General features: G+C 71.2%; 15 protein-coding genes and 1 riboswitch. Of the genes, 10 read left to right on the top strand and 5 right to left on the bottom strand.

The genetic code is table 11. From position 1 onward, the window contains the following. Window positions 1–11: 11 nt before the first annotated feature. Window positions 12–542 carry an RICIN domain-containing protein gene (locus SMD11_RS10310; RefSeq protein ID WP_087926167.1) on the bottom strand — a complete coding sequence of 177 codons (531 nt, stop codon included), beginning with the start codon at window positions 540–542 and terminating at the stop codon, window positions 12–14. Between the two features lie 180 nt (window positions 543–722). On the opposite strand from SMD11_RS10310, the gene SMD11_RS10305 reads away from it, so the two are divergent. Beyond that, complete coding sequence (locus SMD11_RS10305) at window positions 723–1,580, top strand: hypothetical protein (RefSeq protein ID WP_087926166.1); 858 nt, start codon at window positions 723–725, stop codon at window positions 1,578–1,580. A 78-nt stretch (window positions 1,581–1,658) separates the two neighbouring features. On the opposite strand, the gene SMD11_RS10300 is transcribed toward SMD11_RS10305, so the two are convergent. From SMD11_RS10300 to gcvT, 4 genes are all read right to left on the bottom strand, one after another. After that, complete coding sequence (locus SMD11_RS10300; protein ID WP_087926165.1) at window positions 1,659–3,041, bottom strand: L-serine ammonia-lyase; 1,383 nt, start codon at window positions 3,039–3,041, stop codon at window positions 1,659–1,661. A 144-nt stretch (window positions 3,042–3,185) separates the two neighbouring features. Then, window positions 3,186–4,448 (bottom strand): serine hydroxymethyltransferase, encoded by a 1,263-nt coding sequence (glyA, locus tag SMD11_RS10295; RefSeq protein ID WP_087926164.1) that lies wholly within the window; start codon window positions 4,446–4,448, stop codon window positions 3,186–3,188. 38 nt (window positions 4,449–4,486) lie between these two features. Then, window positions 4,487–4,864 carry a glycine cleavage system protein GcvH gene (gene gcvH / locus SMD11_RS10290; RefSeq protein WP_087926163.1) on the bottom strand — a complete coding sequence of 126 codons (378 nt, stop codon included), beginning with the start codon at window positions 4,862–4,864 and terminating at the stop codon, window positions 4,487–4,489. A gap of 77 nt (window positions 4,865–4,941) precedes the next feature. Further along, window positions 4,942–6,066, bottom strand: coding sequence for a glycine cleavage system aminomethyltransferase GcvT (gene gcvT, locus SMD11_RS10285; protein ID WP_087926162.1), 1,125 nt, complete (start codon window positions 6,064–6,066; stop codon window positions 4,942–4,944). A gap of 146 nt (window positions 6,067–6,212) precedes the next feature. Next, a riboswitch (glycine riboswitch) is annotated at window positions 6,213–6,308 on the bottom strand. Between the two features lie 212 nt (window positions 6,309–6,520). On the opposite strand from gcvT, the gene SMD11_RS10280 reads away from it, so the two are divergent. The 9 genes from SMD11_RS10280 (at window position 6,521) to SMD11_RS10240 (ending at window position 16,260) form a co-directional block, all read left to right on the top strand. Next, the gene (locus SMD11_RS10280; RefSeq protein WP_234365985.1) at window positions 6,521–7,186 is read left to right on the top strand and encodes an AAA family ATPase; all 666 of its coding nucleotides are present in this window, start codon (window positions 6,521–6,523) and stop codon (window positions 7,184–7,186) included. Between the two features lie 170 nt (window positions 7,187–7,356). After that, window positions 7,357–8,160 (top strand): enhanced serine sensitivity protein SseB, encoded by an 804-nt coding sequence (locus tag SMD11_RS10275; RefSeq protein ID WP_087926160.1) that lies wholly within the window; start codon window positions 7,357–7,359, stop codon window positions 8,158–8,160. 144 nt (window positions 8,161–8,304) lie between these two features. After that, window positions 8,305–9,063 (top strand): enhanced serine sensitivity protein SseB C-terminal domain-containing protein, encoded by a 759-nt coding sequence (locus SMD11_RS10270; RefSeq protein ID WP_087930400.1) that lies wholly within the window; start codon window positions 8,305–8,307, stop codon window positions 9,061–9,063. Window positions 9,064–9,391: 328 nt separating this feature from the next. Continuing rightward, window positions 9,392–10,387, top strand: a complete 996-nt coding sequence (locus SMD11_RS10265) for an ABC transporter permease (protein WP_087926159.1) — start codon at window positions 9,392–9,394, stop codon at window positions 10,385–10,387. Between the two features lie 123 nt (window positions 10,388–10,510). Then, a complete protein-coding gene (locus SMD11_RS10260; protein ID WP_087926158.1) occupies window positions 10,511–12,286 on the top strand; it encodes an ABC transporter substrate-binding protein in 1,776 nt (591 codons plus the stop codon). Between the two features lie 115 nt (window positions 12,287–12,401). Beyond that, window positions 12,402–13,400: an ABC transporter permease gene (locus tag SMD11_RS10255; protein ID WP_087926157.1), complete on the top strand. Its 999-nt coding sequence runs from the start codon at window positions 12,402–12,404 to the stop codon at window positions 13,398–13,400. Beyond that, on the top strand, window positions 13,397–14,506 hold the full coding sequence (locus SMD11_RS10250) for an ABC transporter ATP-binding protein (protein WP_087926156.1): 1,110 nt from the start codon (window positions 13,397–13,399) through the stop codon (window positions 14,504–14,506). The genes SMD11_RS10255 and SMD11_RS10250 overlap by 4 nt, the downstream gene beginning before the upstream one ends. 11 nt (window positions 14,507–14,517) lie before the next feature. Next, window positions 14,518–15,558, top strand: a complete 1,041-nt coding sequence (locus tag SMD11_RS10245) for an ABC transporter ATP-binding protein (RefSeq protein WP_087930399.1) — start codon at window positions 14,518–14,520, stop codon at window positions 15,556–15,558. A gap of 42 nt (window positions 15,559–15,600) precedes the next feature. After that, complete coding sequence (locus tag SMD11_RS10240) at window positions 15,601–16,260, top strand: trimeric intracellular cation channel family protein (RefSeq protein ID WP_087926155.1); 660 nt, start codon at window positions 15,601–15,603, stop codon at window positions 16,258–16,260. Window positions 16,261–16,318 lie beyond the last annotated feature (58 nt).

Below are 16,318 nucleotides of genomic sequence, written 5' to 3'. Positions count from 1 at the left end.
CCCGCCCGCACTCAGGCCGCCCCGACCCGCCACCTCTGCGCCGCCGACCCCCCGTCACGAACGTCCCGCACCCCCTCCCCCCGCGCCCCGCTCCGCCGCTCCACCTGCTCCCACACCCGCCCGTCCGCCTCCGACACCACTCTCACCCGGGTATCGCCCCCACCCACCCGCTCCGCCCGGAAGCGCTGGTCCGCCGCGTCCGCGTCGCACAGCGACGTCACCAGCAGACCGCCCCGCCGCTCGACGCACCGGTAGGGCTCGGCGACCGACTGGTACTGGTGGGTGTCGGGGCTGTAGCGCCAGGACTGGCGGTACGCGGCGCCGGTCTCGCAGGGCTGGAGTGCCACGAGCCAGGGGCGGAGCGTGCCGCGCGGGTCGCGGTACGCCGAGCCCTCGGCCGTGAGGCAGCCGCCGTACGCGGCGCTGTGGATCCGTACGGCGGACGCCGGGGCGGGGGCGTCGGCCATGGCGGGGGAGGCGAGACCGAGGGCGGCGACGGCGGTGCCGAGGAACGCGGCGGTGGAGCGGAGCGGACGGCGCATGGCGGGAACTCCTCGGATCGAAGGGGGAGGTCGAGGAACTGCGAGGGCGCTGACATTACTGACGGCATCAGGGTGCTGACACGCTGTTTCCGGTCATGGTCATCCGGAGACGGAACCGCTGGTCGGTCGGGATATCCTCACCAAAACCTTACGAAATATGAATAAGGGACGGTAAGAGCCTTGAAGGCGATACGTAAGACCGTCGTGGCGGCCACCGGAGTCGCGCTCGCGCTGAGCCTGGCCGCGTGCGGCGGCGGTGACAGTGGGGACACGTCGGACGGCTCGGCTGCCGGTAAGAGCGCGGCGGAGAAGAACGACGGCGCCGACAAGGCGCTCAAGGCGGCGGACCCGGTGACCGCCCTCAAGGCGGCCGCGGCCAAGGGCGCGCGGCAGAACACCTACCGCGCCAAGGGGAAGCTGAAGGACGAGCGGGGCGATTCCGTCACCGAGGGCGCCTTCCAGGTGAAGCCGCACGCCTCCGAGATGAAGGAGACCGGCCCGAAGACGGCCGAGGCGCCCGACGGAGTCACCCGTGTCATCGCGGTGGGCGACAAGATGTACTTCGACTCGCCCATGGTCCCGGGCAAGAAGTGGTGGACCTTCGGCGTCGGCGGCGCGAAGGACACCGACCCGTCGGAGCCCTTCGTCCGGATGGCGTCCGCCCTCAGCACCGCCAAGGACCTCAAGAACGCCGGTGTCGAGACGGTCGGCGGCCGCCGCGTGGCCCACTACCAGGGCACCGTCGTCGTGTCGGAGCTCGCCGGGTACAAGGGCGACGCGATGAAGGAGAACGACCGCGACTTCACCGCGAAGGGCTGGAAGGGTGACGGCCTGGAGAAGGTCACCCTCGACGTCTGGGTGGACGGGGACGGCGTGATCGCCAAGACCCAGGAGGCCGGCAAGCGCTCCAAGGGCGACTACCTCAAGGCCGACGAGTACAGCGACTTCGGCGCCGACCTGAAGATCCAGCCGCCGCCGGCCGCGGAGACCGCGACCGAGAAGGAGGCCATGGAGGCCCAGATGAAGAAGGCCAAGTAGCGGGCCCCTACGCACGCACGGGAGGGCGGGTGCCGGGACCCGGCACCCGCCCTCCCGCGTCAGCGGATCAGCGCGCGCTCAGCACTCGATGACGTTGACCGCGAGACCGCCCCGCGCCGTCTCCTTGTACTTGACCTTCATGTCCGCGCCCGTCTCCTTCATGGTCTTGATGACCTTGTCCAGGGAGACGTGGTGGCGGCCGTCGCCGCGCAGCGCCATCCGGGCCGCGGTGACGGCCTTGGCGGCGGCCATGCCGTTGCGCTCGATGCACGGGATCTGCACCAGGCCGCCGACCGGGTCGCAGGTGAGGCCCAGGTTGTGCTCCATGCCGATCTCGGCGGCGTTCTCGACCTGCTCCGGGGAGCCGCCGAGGACCTCGGCGAGGCCGCCGGAGGCCATCGAGCAGGCGGAGCCGACCTCGCCCTGGCAGCCGACCTCGGCGCCGGAGATGGAGGCGTTCTCCTTGAAGAGCATGCCGATCGCGCCCGCGGCGAGGAGGAAGCGGACGATGCCGTCCTCGTCCGCGCCGGGCACGAAGTTCATGTAGTAGTGCAGCACGGCCGGGATGATGCCCGCGGCGCCGTTGGTCGGGGCCGTCACGACGCGGCCGCCCGCGGCGTTCTCCTCGTTGACCGCCATGGCGTAGATCGTGATCCACTCCATCGCGCGGGCCTGCGGGTCGCCCTCGGCGCGCAGCTGGCGGGCGGTGTTCGCGGCGCGGCGGCGGACCTTGAGGCCGCCCGGCAGGATGCCCTCGCGGGACAGGCCGCGCGAGACGCAGGCCTGCATGACGCGCCAGATCTCCAGGAGGCCCTCGCGGATCTCCGTCTCGGTGCGCCAGGCCTTCTCGTTCTCCAGCATCAGGGCCGAGATCGACAGGCCCGTCTCGCGGGAGAGGCGCAGCAGCTCGTCACCGGTGCGGAAGGGGTACTTCAGCACGGTGTCGTCGAGGACGATCCGGTCCTCGCCCACCGCGTCCTCGTCGACGACGAAGCCGCCGCCGACCGAGTAGTACGTCTTCTCCAGCAGGGGCGCGCCGTCCTCGTCGTAGGCGAAGAGGGTCATGCCGTTGGCGTGGTACGGCAGGGAGCGGCGGCGGTGCAGGATCAGCTGGGTCGACTCGTCGAAGTCGATCTCGTGGGTGGAGCCGATCTCGGCGCCGAGCAGCCGCAGCCGCTTCGTGGCGCGGATCCGCTCGACCTCGTCGTCCGCGGTCTCCACGTCGACGGTGCGCGGGGAGTGGCCCTCCAGGCCGAGCAGCACGGCCTTGGGCGTGCCGTGGCCGTGGCCGGTGGCGCCGAGGGAGCCGAAGAGCTCGGCGCGCACGGAGGTGGTGTGGGCCAGGAGGCCCTCGTTCTTCAGGCGGCGCGTGAACATCAGCGCGGCCCGCATGGGACCGACCGTGTGGGAGCTGGACGGGCCTATGCCGATCGAGAAGAGATCGAATACGGAGATGGCCACGGTGGCTGCTCCCTCTGGTCGGTGGTACGTGGGTGGTGCGCGTGACGCGGGTCGTGCTGCGGTGCTGACGTGGCGCGGGGCACCGGGCTCACCTTCCAGTGTGCCCAGTGCCCCGAACCAACGGGTGAATCCGGTGCCGCTCTGTTACTTCAGACCGGCGTACAGCGGGTGCTTGTCCGCCAGGGCGGTGACGCGGCCGCGCAGCGCCGCCACGTCGTAGGACGGCTTCAGCGCCTCGGCGATGATGTCCGCGACCTCGCGGAAGTCCTCGGCCTGGAAGCCGCGGGTGGCCAGCGCCGGCGTGCCGATCCGCAGACCCGAGGTGACCATCGGCGGCCGCGGGTCGTTCGGGATGGCGTTGCGGTTGACCGTGATGCCGACCTCGTGGAGGCGGTCCTCGGCCTGCTGGCCGTCCAGCTCGGAGTTGCGCAGGTCCACGAGGACCAGGTGCACGTCCGTGCCGCCGGAGAGGACGGAGACGCCCGCCTCGGCCACGTCCGGCTGCACCAGGCGCTCCGCGAGGAGCCTGGCGCCCTCCAGCGTACGCTGCTGGCGCTCCTTGAACTCCTCGCTGGCCGCGACCTTGAAGGAAACGGCCTTGGCGGCGATCACGTGCTCCAGCGGACCACCCTGCTGACCGGGGAAGACGGCAGAGTTGATCTTCTTGGCGAGCTCCGCAGTGGAGAGGATCACACCACCGCGCGGGCCGCCCAGCGTCTTGTGGGTGGTCGTGGTGACGACGTGGGCGTGCGGCACCGGGTTGGGGTGCAGACCCGCGGCGACCAGGCCCGCGAAGTGGGCCATGTCGACCATGAGGTACGCGCCGACCTCGTCCGCGATCCGGCGGAAGGCCGCGAAGTCCAGCTGCCGCGGGTACGCCGACCAGCCGGCGATGATCAGCTTCGGGCGGTGCTCCTTGGCGAGGCGCTCGACCTCGTCCATGTCGACCACGTTGGTCTGCTCGTCGACGTGGTACGCGACCACGTTGTAGAGCTTCCCGGAGAAGTTGATCTTCATGCCGTGGGTCAGGTGACCGCCGTGCGCGAGGTTCAGGCCCAGGATGGTGTCGCCGGGCTTGATCAGCGCGAACATCGCGGCGGCGTTGGCCTGCGCGCCGGAGTGCGGCTGGACGTTCGCCGCCTCGGCGCCGAAGAGCGCCTTGATCCGGTCGATGGCGATCTGCTCGACGACGTCGACGTGCTCGCAGCCACCGTAGTAGCGGCGGCCCGGGTAGCCCTCGGCGTACTTGTTGGTGAGGACCGAGCCCTGGGCCTCCATGACGGCGACCGGAGCGAAGTTCTCCGACGCGATCATTTCGAGGGTGGACTGCTGGCGGTGGAGTTCGGCGTCGACAGCGGCGGCGACGTCGGGGTCGAGCTCATGGAGGGAGCTGTTCAGAAGCGACATGAGTTCTTCCTGGACTTCCTGGGCGGAGGAGGGCGGGATCAGCCTGCGGTGAAGGCGGTGTACTCGTCGGCCGACAGCAGCTCGTCCGGCTCGTCCGTGATCTTCACCTTGAACAGCCAGCCGCCCTCGAAGGGGGCGGAGTTCACCAGCGAGGGGTCGTCCACGACGTCCTGGTTGGCCTCGACGACCTCACCGGTCACCGGGGCGTACAGGTCGCTGACCGACTTGGTCGACTCCAGCTCGCCACAGGACTCGCCCGCGGTGACCGTGTCGCCGACCGCCGGGAGCTGGGCGTAGACCACGTCACCGAGCGAGCTCGCCGCGAACTCGGTGATACCGACCGTCGCCACGCCGTCCTCGGCGGCCGACAGCCACTCGTGCTCCTTGCTGTAGCGCAGCTGCTGGGGGTTGCTCATGGCTTGATTCTCCTGGATGCGCGTGGGTGCTTGTGCAACGGGTCTTGACAGGTGGGACGGGAATGAGGTGAGAGGGGTCAGCGCTCGCGCTTGTAGAAGGGCAGGGCGACGACCTCGTAGGGCTCATGGCTGCCGCGAATGTCCACGGACACACCCTTTGTACCGGGTGCGGCGTGCGCGGCGTCGACGTACGCGATGGCGATCGGCTTGCCGAGGGTGGGGGAGGGGGCGCCGGACGTGACCTCGCCCACCACCGCGCCGTCGGCGACCACGGAGAACCCGGCGCGCGGCACCCGGCGGCCCTCGGCGATCAGCCCGACCAGCTTGCGCGGCGGGTTCGTCGCGGCGCGCTCGGCGGCGGCCGTGAGAGCCTCGCGGCCGGTGAAGTCACCGTCGTTCGTGGTCTTGTCGAACTTCACCACCCGGCCCAGGCCCGCGTCGAAGGGCGTGGTCGCGGTCGTCAGCTCGTGCCCGTACAGCGGCATGCCCGCCTCCAGGCGCAGCGTGTCGCGGCAGGAGAGGCCGCAGGGCACCAGACCGGCGTCGGTGCCCGCGTCGGTCAGCGCCCGCCACAGCCGCTCGGCGTCGCCCGGCGCCACGAACAGCTCGAAGCCGTCCTCGCCGGTGTAGCCCGTACGGGCGATCAGCGCCGGGACGCCCGCGACGGTGCCCGGCAGGCCCGCGTAGTACTTCAGTCCGTCCAGGTCGGCGTCGGTGAGGGACTTCAGGATGCCCGGGGCCTCGGGGCCCTGGACGGCGAGCAGCGCGTAGTTCTCCCGGTCGTCGCGCACCTCGGTCTCGAAGCCCGCCGCGCGCTCGGTCAGGGCGTCCAGCACCACCTGGGCGTTGGAGGCGTTGGCGACGACCATGTACTCCTGCTCGGCCAGCCGGTAGACGATCAGGTCGTCCAGGATGCCGCCGCCGGCCTCGCAGATCATGGTGTAGCGGGCGCGGCCGACCGCGAGCGCGGAGAGGTTGCCGACGAGCGCGAAGTCGAGGGCCTGGCCCGCCTGCGGGCCGGTGAGGGTGATCTCGCCCATGTGGGAGAGGTCGAAGAGGCCGGCGCGGGTGCGGACCGCGACGTGCTCGTCACGCTCGCTGCCGTACCGCAGGGGCATGTCCCAGCCGGCGAAGTCGGTCATGGTGGCGCCGAGCGTGCGATGCAGCGCGTCGAGGGCCGTACGGCGAGGGGCATCGGTCATGGTGTGGGCTCCCAGGCATGGCGGTGAGGACGTCCTCCCCATCTGTCATCGGAACCTGAGAGGTTCACCGGAGCCGCGTCGACACGCGGGGCCCCGGCTTGCACCTTGGGTGGGACCGCACACGGCGGCCCGCTTTTCAGATCTGCCTCACCCGCGCGGTACGGGGCCTGAGAGATTCAAGGGAGGAACTTGCTCCTTCGGCGTCCAGCACGGGACGGCTGGAACTCTCCCGCGCGGATTCGAGCGGCCGGTATGCAGTTGGGTATGCGCTTGGCGCGCACATCATTGCATGGACCGGCCCGCGAAAGACTGCCCACGGCCCTCTTAATTGCATTACCTTTTCTTTACATTTCGTGGGTAGGGGGGCAGGGACCGGAACCGGGGGAGGGCGAACACCATGGGGACGCGGGGCGCTGGAGTGAGACGGGCCGAGCCCGCACCACGGGGCTGCCCGGTGCGCGGCGGGCCGGACGGCCCGGACGGACACGACCCCGCCGCGCCCGGCGGCCGGGCCCGGGTGCTCGACCTGCGCGACGGCGCGGGCCGGCCGGAGCTGCGCTTCCCGCCGGGCGACCTGCTGATCGTCTCCGGCCTGCCGGGCAGCGGGAAGTCCACGCTGATCCGGCGCGTGGTGCCGCCGCTCGACGGCCGCGCCGGCCTCGTGTGGTGCGTCGACTCCCAGGACTCCCGCGAGCGGCTGGAGCGCCGGCTGCCCGCCCGGCTGCCGTACGGCCTCTACCGCCCCTTCGCCCGCCTCGCCCACTACGCGACCCTGCGCCGTGCCCTCCGCTCCGGCTCCAGCGCCGTCGTCCACGACTGCGGGGAGCGCGGCTGGGTGCGCCGCTGGCTGGCCCGGGACGCGCGGCGGCGCGGCCGCGACGTCCATCTCCTGCTGCTGGACGTCGCCCCCGGCACGGCCCTCGCCGGCCAGGCCGCCCGCGGCCGGCATGTCTCCCCGCGCGCCTTCGGCCGCCACCGGAAGGCGATGACCCGCCTGGTGACGGAGGCGACGACGGGCCGGCTGCCATGGGGGACGGCGTCGGCGGTGGTGCTCGACCGTGCCGCGGTGGACGTGCTGCGGCGGGTCGCGTTCGAGGAGGGCCGGCCCGGGAAGGGCTGAGCCCAGCGGCCCGGGACGGCCCGCCGCGCGGCGCCCGGCGGCGGTGCGCAACCGATCACGCCCCGTGTACGTCCTCGCCCGCGGCGGCGGCGGCAACGGCACTCCCGTTAAAGTGCGGTTGCGGCCCGCACAAGACGTGGCGAGACGGTGGTTGAACGGCGTTGGAAGAGATGAGCATCCCCCAGCAGTACGACGGCACCCCAGGTGCCGCCCCGGCCGGCACCCCGGCCGGCGGAGTCCACCCCGGGTGGCCCGCCAACGAGCTCGAAGCGGTGCTCGCCGCTTCCCTCGGCGTCCCCGGCGCCGGGCCCCGCATCGTCGAGGTGCTCGGCCGCAGCCACGTATGGGTCCCGCTGCCGAACGGCGGCGGTCCCGGCAGCCCCGACCTGGACGTGCCGACCGTGGAGATCGAGGGCGCGGCGTTCGTCCCGGTCTTCAGCTCCGAGGGTGAGTTCCTGCGGGTCGCGGGCGACCGGATGTCCTTCACCGTGGCCCCCGCCGTCGAGTTCGCCCGCGGCCTGCCCCCGCAGGTCGGCATCGTCGTCAACCCCGAGGGCGCCGTCGGCGTGCCCCTCCCGCCGCCCGCGGTCGCCGCGCTCTGCCGGGCCGGGCGCACCGCCCTCGACGGGGAGGCCACCGGCGGCCGGGTGCGCCTCTTCGAGCCCGACTGGCAGGACGAGCCCACCGCCTTCCTCGCCGCCGCCGGCCTGGAGTTCGCCGGCGCGCAGGTCGTCCGGACCGCCCGCCGCGCCCTCGCCGCCGTCGAGGGCGGCGCCCCGGCCCTCTTCGTCGGCGTCGAGCTCGACCTGCCCGACCCGGGCAGCCGAGGCACCGTCATGGACGCCCTCGGCCGCGCCCTCGGCGCCGTGCCCGTGCCCTGGCCCGTCCAGCTCGTCTTCCTCGACGTGGCGCAGGACCCGGTCGTCGACTGGATGCGCTCCCGGGTCCGCCCGTTCTACGACCGTGACCTGTGACTCCTCTCCTGCTCGCCGCCGCGGGCTCGTAAGCTGGTTGGATGACCGCAGGGGGTGCGTCGGCGTGCCCCGGTGCGGTGGAGAGACGGCCGAGAGAAGAGGCGGACCCAGGTGAGCGCGGGCGCGGAGAGCGGCGTGGAGCAGATGCTGCGCCAGGTGGCGCCCGGTCGGTACGACGCGTACGAGGGCCTGCTGAGGGCCCTCGCCGAGGGCACCGTCTGGATGCTGCTCTGGCACGGGCAGTCCGGGGCGCCCGACGCCCAGTACGGCAACATGGAGGTCGACGGCCTCGGCTACGCCCCGTGCGTGACCTCCGCGCAGGAGCTCGCCGCCAGCGGCTGGAACCGCGCCCATGAGGTGATCTCCGGCCACGCCGTCGCCACCTCCCTCTACCCCGGCCGCTGGGGCCTGTGGCTCAACCCGCACGCCCCCGGCGGCGGCGTCGGCGTGCCCTGGCTCGACCTGCGGCGGATCGCCGCCGGCATGGACCGGCTGCCGGCCGGCCCGCTCCTGCTGAGCGAGCCCGCCATAGAGATCCCGCAGTTCTACGCCCTGCTCGGGCAGAACGCCCACCGCACGCCCGCGGTCCGGGCGCTGCGCCGCGCCTGGGTGCAGCCCTCCCTGGGCAGCCCGTACCTGGCGATCGGCCTCGACCTCTACGACACCTCCCCGGCCGCCGTGGAATCGGTGCGGTCGATGATGCAGCAGTCGGTCGGCGCGGTGCCCGAGGGGCTGCCGGTCTCCACGGTCGCGATGTCCGACGAGCACGACCCCGTCGCGATGTGGATGCACGCCAACACCCGGCCCTTCTTCGACCGCGACGCCTACGGCGGCGGCGCGCCCGCCCCGGCGGCCGGCTACGGCTACCCGCCCCAGGGCGGCGGCCGCACCGGCGCGTACTGACCGGCGCGTACCCGCCGTCCACCCCGCGTCCACAGGACGCCAGGGGCCCGCGGTGACCCCGCCGGCGGGTCCGCTGACGTCTCCGCGCTGCCCGTATAACGGAAGCCCCCTGCGCACATCACGGTTGCGCATCCTTTGCGAATGAGGGCTGGCGGGTGATCGCGGGGGCGTTGAAGACTCCCGCCCACAAGGACTTCCGGTCCTGTGTACGACCTGCTCCGCGTGTACGCACCGCACCATCGCACCTTTCGCACCAGTGATGTGAACCAGCCGCATACGCGCTGGGCGTTGGGCCGGCCAGCACCGGCCGAGAGGGGTCCTCCAGACGATGACGGCACCACTGCACGACACGGGCGCGGAGACCGCGGCCGTCGATGTCACCGCCGGCGTCCCGGCCAAGGCCATCGAGGGCCGCTCTCCCTGGCGCATCGCCTGGATCCGCCTCAAGCGCGACAAGCTGGCGCTGGCCGGCGGGATCGTCGTCCTGCTGCTGATCCTGGTCGCGGTCTTCGCGCCGCTGATCGTGAGCGTCCTCGGGCACCCGCCGAACGAGTTCCACGAGGAGGAGATCGACCCGCTGTTCAGCGTCCCCAAGGGCTCCTGGGGCGGCATCAACTCGGACTTCCTCCTGGGCGTCGAGCCGCGCAACGGGCGCGACGTGTTCAGCCGCATCGTCTACGGCGCGCGGGTCTCGCTGCTCGTCGCCTTCCTCGCGGCGGTCGTCGCGGTCGTCCTGGGCACGCTGTTCGGGATCGTCGCCGGCTTCTTCGGGGGCTGGGTGGACACGGTCGTCAGCCGCCTCATGGACCTGCTGCTGGCCTTCCCCCAGCTGCTGTTCATCATCGCGCTGGTCTCCGTGGTCCCCGACTCCCTCTGGGGGCTCACGGGTTCGGGCGTCCGCATGGGGGTGCTGATCGTGGTGATCGGCTTCTTCGGCTGGCCCTACATCGGGCGCATCGTGCGCGGCCAGACGCTCTCGCTCCGGGAGCGGGAGTACGTGGAGGCGGCGCGCAGCCTGGGCGCCGGCCGGGGCTACATCCTGCTCCGGGAGCTGCTGCCCAACCTGGTCGCGCCGATCACCGTCTACACCACCCTGATGATCCCCACCAATGTGCTCACCGAGGCCGCCCTCAGCTTCCTCGGTACGGGCGTCAAGCCGCCCACCGCCTCCTGGGGCGACATGCTCTCCCGGGCCGTCGACCACTACGAGGCCGACCCACTGTTCATGATCATCCCGGGTCTCGCCATTTTCGTCACCGTCCTGGCGTTCAACCTCTTCGGTGACGGGGTGCGGGACGCGCTGGACCCCAAGGGTTCGCGTTAGTCACGCCCGTAACAGCTCTGAACTCCCCCGCATGTGAGTGCCCCTGTCGATCCGTCAGGAGGCCGTTCCACCGAACCGCCGGCCCGTTACCCGGGCGGCGTCGATCACGGAGGTCGCTGCATCGTGACAACCCAGAGAACTTCGAGGCGGAGGGCGGCCGCAGGGGCGGCCCTCGTGGTCGCGGCCCTGGTCTCCACCGCGGCCTGCGGCGGTGGCGGCGGCAAGGACGACGACGGCGGCGACGGCAAGGCCGCGGGCTTCAACGCGGGCATCGGCAAGGTGGCCTCGGCCTCGGACAAGAAGGGCGGCGAGCTGAAGTTCATCGGCACGCAGGACGCCGACTCCTGGGACCCGCAGCGCGGCTACTACGGGTTCATGTGGGACTTCGCCCGCTACTACACCCGCACCCTGGTCACCCCCAAGGCCGCCCCCGGCCCGGAGAGCACCACGGTGGTGCCGGACATGGCCACCGACACGGGCAAGATCTCGGACGACAAGAAGACCTACACCTTCACCCTGCGCCCCGGACTCACCTGGGAGGACGGGCAGCCGATCACCTCCCGGCACATCAAGTACGGCATCGAGCGCACCTGGGCCACGGACAAGATCTCCGGCGGCCCCACCTGGCTGATGCAGGTCCTGGACCCGGACAAGGAGTACAAGGGCCCGTACAAGGACCAGAGCAAGGACAAGCTGGGCCTGAAGGCGATCGAGACGCCCGACGAGAAGACGATCATCTTCAAACTGCCCAAGCCCAACGGTGACTTCCTCCAGATGCTGGCGCTGCCCGCGGCCGCCCCGGTGCGCCCGGACAAGGACACCGCGGAGCGCTACGGCCTCAAGCCGTTCTCCAGCGGCCCCTACCGGTTCGTCTCGTACGGCCCGAACAAGGGCCTGGAGCTGGTCCGCAACGAGAAGTGGGACAAGGCCTCCGACCCGGTCCGCAAGGCCCTGCCGGACAAGATCTCCGTCACCCTGATCACCAACGCCGAGGACATGGACAACCGGCTGCTCGCCGGCGACTACGACCTCGACATCAACGCGACGGGCATGGGCTCGGCGGGCCGCCAGAAGGCCCTCAAGGCCCACAAGGGCAACGTCGACAACCCGCAGACCGGCTTCATCCGCTACGCGGCCTTCCCCAAGACCGTCGCGCCGTTCGACAACGAGCACTGCCGCAAGGCGGTCATCTACGGCGCCGACCACACCTCGCTCCAGACCGCGCGCGGCGGGCCCCAGGCGGGCGGGGACATCGGCGTCAGCATGCTGCCGCCGGCCGTCGTGGGCTTCGACGAGTCCTACGACCCGTACAACCTCAAGCAGGGCAAGCCCGACGTCGCCAAGGCCAAGGAGGAGCTGAAGGCCTGCGGCAAGCCCAACGGCTTCTCGACCACCATCGCGGTCCGCAACAACAAGCTCGCCGAGGTCGCCACCGCCGAGTCCCTCCAGGCGTCCCTGAAGGCCATCGGCATCGAGGCGCAGATCGACAAGTACGACGGCGCCCAGTCCACCGGCATCATCGGCTCGCCGCAGAACGTCAAGGCCAAGAACTACGGGATCATCATCATGGGCTGGGGCGCCGACTTCGCCAGCGGCCAGGGCTTCCTCCAGCCGATCACGGACGGCCGCTTCATCCAGCAGAGCGGCAACCAGAACTACCCCGAGCTCAACGACCCCGCGGTCAACAAGCTCTTCGACGACGGCATCGCCGAGATCGACCCGGCCAAGGCCGGAAAGATCTACCAGGAGGCCAACAAGAAGGTCATGGAGGGCGCCTGGTACCTGCCCTTCACCTACGAGAAGAACATCATCTGGCGCAGCTCGCGGCTGACCAACGTCTACACGGCCGACGCCTGGAACGGCCGTTACGACTACGCCTCGCTGGGTGTCGTCAAGTGACCGTCCGTCCGCTCCGCCGGCGCGCCCGCCGCTAGGCCCGAAGGGCAGGTGATGGCCGAGCGCGGCGGCCGGGGAGCCCCCAGCGGGCTCCCCGGCCGCCGCCGGGCCGACCGCTGTGTTCGCATATATCGTCAGGCGACTGTTCGCCGCCATCGTGATGCTGCTCGTCGTCATCCTCGTGACCTTCGGCATCTTCTTCGCGATCCCGAAGTTCACCGGGACCGACCCCGCGCTGATGTACGTCGGCAAACAGGCGGACCCGGAGGCCATCGAGGGCATCCGGCAGAAGCTGGGCCTCGGCAAACCCATCCTCGAACAGTTCTGGGACTTCGTCACCGGGCTCTTCGCCGGCCGTGACTACAGCGGCGGCGGCACGAGCGCCCACTGCCCGGCCCCCTGCTTCGGCTACTCCTTCAAGCACGACCTGCCCATCTGGCCCGAGCTGAAGGAGAAGCTGCCCGTCACCCTGACGCTCGCGGGCGGCGCCTGCGTGCTGTGGGTCACCGGCGGCGTCCTCACCGGCGTCGTCTCCGCCCTCAAGCGCGGCACCCTGTGGGACCGCACCGCGATGACCGTGGCGCTGGCCGGCGTCTCGCTGCCGATCTACTTCACGGCGCTGCTCTCCCTCGCCGTCTTCAAGTACCAGCTCGGCTGGGCCGAGAGCGCCGGCACCGCGTTCGCCGACGACCCGGCGGGCTGGTTCCGGGGCATGATCCTGCCCTGGGTCACCCTCGCCTTCCTCTACGCGGCGATGTACGCCCGCCTCACCCGGGCCACCATGCTGGAGGTCCTCGGGGAGGACTACATCCGCACCGCCCGCGCCAAGGGCCTGCGGGAACCGGTGGTCATCGGCAAGCACGCGATGCGCTCCACCATGACCCCGATCCTCACCATCCTCGGCATGGACCTGGGCGCGCTGGTCGGCGGCGCGATCCTCACCGAGACCGCCTTCAGCATCAAGGGTCTCGGCGCGGCGGCGGTCACCGCGATCAACGAGCGGGACCTGCCGATGATCCTGGGCGTCACCCTGATCACGGCCTCCGCCGTCGTGTTCGCCAACGTCGTCGTGGACCTGCTGTACGCCGTGATCGACCCGCGAGTGAGGCTCTCATGACCGACCTGCACAGGACGGGGGCCGTCGGCGAGCCCGTACGCCCGGACACCGCGCCGCCCGCCGCCTATCTCGACGTGCGCGACCTGCGCATCCACTTCCCCACCGACGACGGCCTGGTGAAGTCCGTCGACGGGCTGTCCTTCCGGCTGGAGCGGGGCAGGACCCTCGGCATCGTCGGGGAGTCCGGCTCCGGGAAGTCGGTCACCTCGCTCGGCATCATGGGCCTGCACACCGTCGGCCAGTACGGGCGCGGCAAGGCCCGGATCTCCGGGGAGATCTGGCTGGACGGCAAGGAGCTGATGACCGCCGACCCGGACGAGGTGCGGCGGCTGCGCGGCCGCGAGATGGCGATGATCTTCCAGGACCCGCTGTCGGCCATGCACCCCTACTTCACCGTCGGCCACCAGATCGTCGAGGCCTACCGGGTCCACAACGACGTCGACAAGAAGACCGCCCGCAAGCGCGCCGTCGAGCTCCTGGACCGGGTCGGCATCCCCCAGCCCGACCGGCGCGTGGACGACTACCCGCACCAGTTCTCCGGCGGCATGCGCCAGCGCGCGATGATCGCGATGGCGCTGGTCAACAACCCCGACCTGCTCATCGCGGACGAGCCGACCACCGCCCTGGACGTCACCGTGCAGGCGCAGATCCTCGACCTGATCCGCGACCTCCAGAAGGAGTTCGGCTCGGCGGTCATCGTGATCACCCACGACCTGGGGGTCGTCGCCGAGCTCGCCGACGACATCCTGGTGATGTACGGCGGCCGGTGCGTCGAACGCGGCCCGGCGGAGCAGGTCTTCCACACCCCGCAGCACCCCTACACCTGGGGGCTGCTCGGCTCGATGCCCCGGATCGACCGGGAGCAGACCGAGCGGCTGATCCCGGTCAAGGGGTCCCCGCCCAGCCTGATCAACGTGCCGGCCGGCTGCGCCTTCAACCCGCGCTGCCCCTACGCCGACGTCCCGGCGGACGGCATCACCCGCACCGAGCGCCCCGAGCTGCGGCCCGTCGCCGGCGCCGAGGGCGGCCGGCACCACTCCGCCTGCCACATGTCCCAGGAGGAGCGGACCCGCATCTGGACCGAAGAGATCGCGCCCAAGCTGTGAAGGACCACGAGATGAGCATCCCCGAACAGCAGGCGCCCGGCGGGCCGGAGCCGATCCTCAGGGTGAAGGGCCTGGTCAAGCACTTCCCGATCACCAAGGGGCTGCTGCGCCGGCAGATCGGCGCGGTGCAGGCCGTGGACGGCCTGACCTTCGACGTCCTCGCGGGGGAGACCCTGGGCGTGGTGGGGGAGTCCGGCTGCGGGAAGTCCACCATGGGCCGGCTGATCACCCGGCTGCTGGAGCCCACCGGCGGCACGGTGGAGTTCCAGGGCAAGGACATCACCCACCTCGGGGTCGCGGGCATGCGCCCGATGCGCCGCGACGTCCAGATGATCTTCCAGGACCCGTACTCCTCGCTGAACCCCCGGCACACCGTCGGCACCATCGTCGGCGCGCCCTTCCGGCTCCAGCGGATCACGCCCGAGGGCGGGGTGAAGAAGGAGGTCCAGCGGCTGCTGGGGCTGGTCGGCCTGAACCCGGAGCACTACAACCGCTACCCGCACGAGTTCTCCGGCGGCCAGCGGCAGCGCATCGGCATCGCGCGGGCGCTCGCCCTCAATCCGAAGCTGGTGGTCGCGGACGAGCCCGTGTCGGCGCTCGACGTGTCGATCCAGGCGCAGGTGGTCAACCTGCTGGACGACCTCCAGACCGAACTGGGCCTGACCTACGTGATCATCGCCCACGACCTGTCGGTCATCCGCCACGTCTCGGACCGGATCGCGGTGATGTACCTGGGCAAACTGGTGGAACTGGCCGACCGTTCGTCCCTCTACGCCCGGCCCATGCACCCGTACACCAAGGCGCTGCTGTCCGCGGTGCCGGTGCCGGACCCGGGAAGGCGGACGAAGCGGGAGCGCATCCTCCTCAAGGGCGACGTGCCCTCGCCGATCTCCCCGCCGTCCGGGTGCCGCTTCCACACCCGGTGCTGGAAGGCGACGGAGGTGTGCGGGACGCAGGAACCGGCGCTGGTGGCACTGGAGCCGGGGCACCAGGTGGCCTGCCACCACCCGGAGTCCGTGCCGGAGCCGGCGGCCGCCGCGTCCACGGTCTGAGCGCTTGTCCGAGTGTGTGTGCGGGACGAGTAAGAATGTCGCGTGCTCACCGATCTGTTCAGTCCCTCCGTCCAGCACTCGCTGGATCTCGCCGGGATCTTCGTCTTCGCGATCTCCGGCGCCCTGCTCGCCGTCCGCAAGAATTTCGACGTCTTCGGCATGGCGGTGCTGGCGGAGGTCACGGCGCTGGGCGGAGGTCTCCTGCGGGACCTGATCATCGGTGCGGTGCCGCCCGCCGCCTTCACCGACCTCGGCTACTTCCTGACCCCGCTGTTCGCCACGCTGATCGTCTTCTTCCTGCACCCGGAGGTCGAGCGGATCACCAAGGCGGTGGGGGTCTTCGACGCGGCCGGGCTCGGGCTGTTCTGCGTGGCCGGCACGGTCAAGGCGTACGAGCACGGGCTCGGCCTCACCTTCGCCGCCACGCTGGGCCTGGCCACGGCGGTCGGCGGCGGTGTGCTGCGCGACATCCTCGCCCACGAGGTGCCGTCGCTGCTGCGCTGGGACCGCGACCTCTACGCGGTGCCCGCGATGGTGGGCGCGGCGATGGCCGCGCTGCTGATCCGCTTCGGGTCGCTCAACGGGACGACGATCGTGGCCCCGGTGCTCACGGCGTTCGTGCTGCGGCTGATGGCGATGAAGTTCCACTGGCGGGCGCCGCGGGCGTGGCACCGGAGGAGTGCGGCGACGGAGGAGGTCTGAGGGCCTGTTGAATCTTCATACGGAATCCCTCAAAGATACTACCCGCGAGTAACTTTCG

Origin of the sequence: Streptomyces albireticuli (assembly GCF_002192455.1) — a bacterium.
Lineage (GTDB): Bacteria > Actinomycetota > Actinomycetes > Streptomycetales > Streptomycetaceae > Streptomyces > Streptomyces albireticuli_B.
This window is presented reverse-complemented; position numbering and strand designations above follow the sequence as displayed.

Bases quoted from the DNA above. Each gene is read 5' to 3' on its own strand.
- SMD11_RS10270 (WP_087930400.1), top strand. From the start codon at position 8,305: ATGCTGCGCCAGGTGGCGCCCGGTCGGTACGACGCGTACGAGGGCCTG.
- SMD11_RS10250 (WP_087926156.1), top strand. From the start codon at position 13,397: ATGACCGACCTGCACAGGACGGGGGCCGTCGGCGAGCCCGTACGCCCG.
- SMD11_RS10265 (WP_087926159.1), top strand. From the start codon at position 9,392: ATGACGGCACCACTGCACGACACGGGCGCGGAGACCGCGGCCGTCGAT.
- glyA (WP_087926164.1), bottom strand. From the start codon at position 4,448: ATGTCGCTTCTGAACAGCTCCCTCCATGAGCTCGACCCCGACGTCGCC.
- SMD11_RS10245 (WP_087930399.1), top strand. From the start codon at position 14,518: ATGAGCATCCCCGAACAGCAGGCGCCCGGCGGGCCGGAGCCGATCCTC.
- gcvH (WP_087926163.1), bottom strand. From the start codon at position 4,864: ATGAGCAACCCCCAGCAGCTGCGCTACAGCAAGGAGCACGAGTGGCTG.
- SMD11_RS10275 (WP_087926160.1), top strand. From the start codon at position 7,357: ATGAGCATCCCCCAGCAGTACGACGGCACCCCAGGTGCCGCCCCGGCC.
- SMD11_RS10310 (WP_087926167.1), bottom strand. From the start codon at position 542: ATGCGCCGTCCGCTCCGCTCCACCGCCGCGTTCCTCGGCACCGCCGTC.
- gcvT (WP_087926162.1), bottom strand. From the start codon at position 6,066: ATGACCGATGCCCCTCGCCGTACGGCCCTCGACGCGCTGCATCGCACG.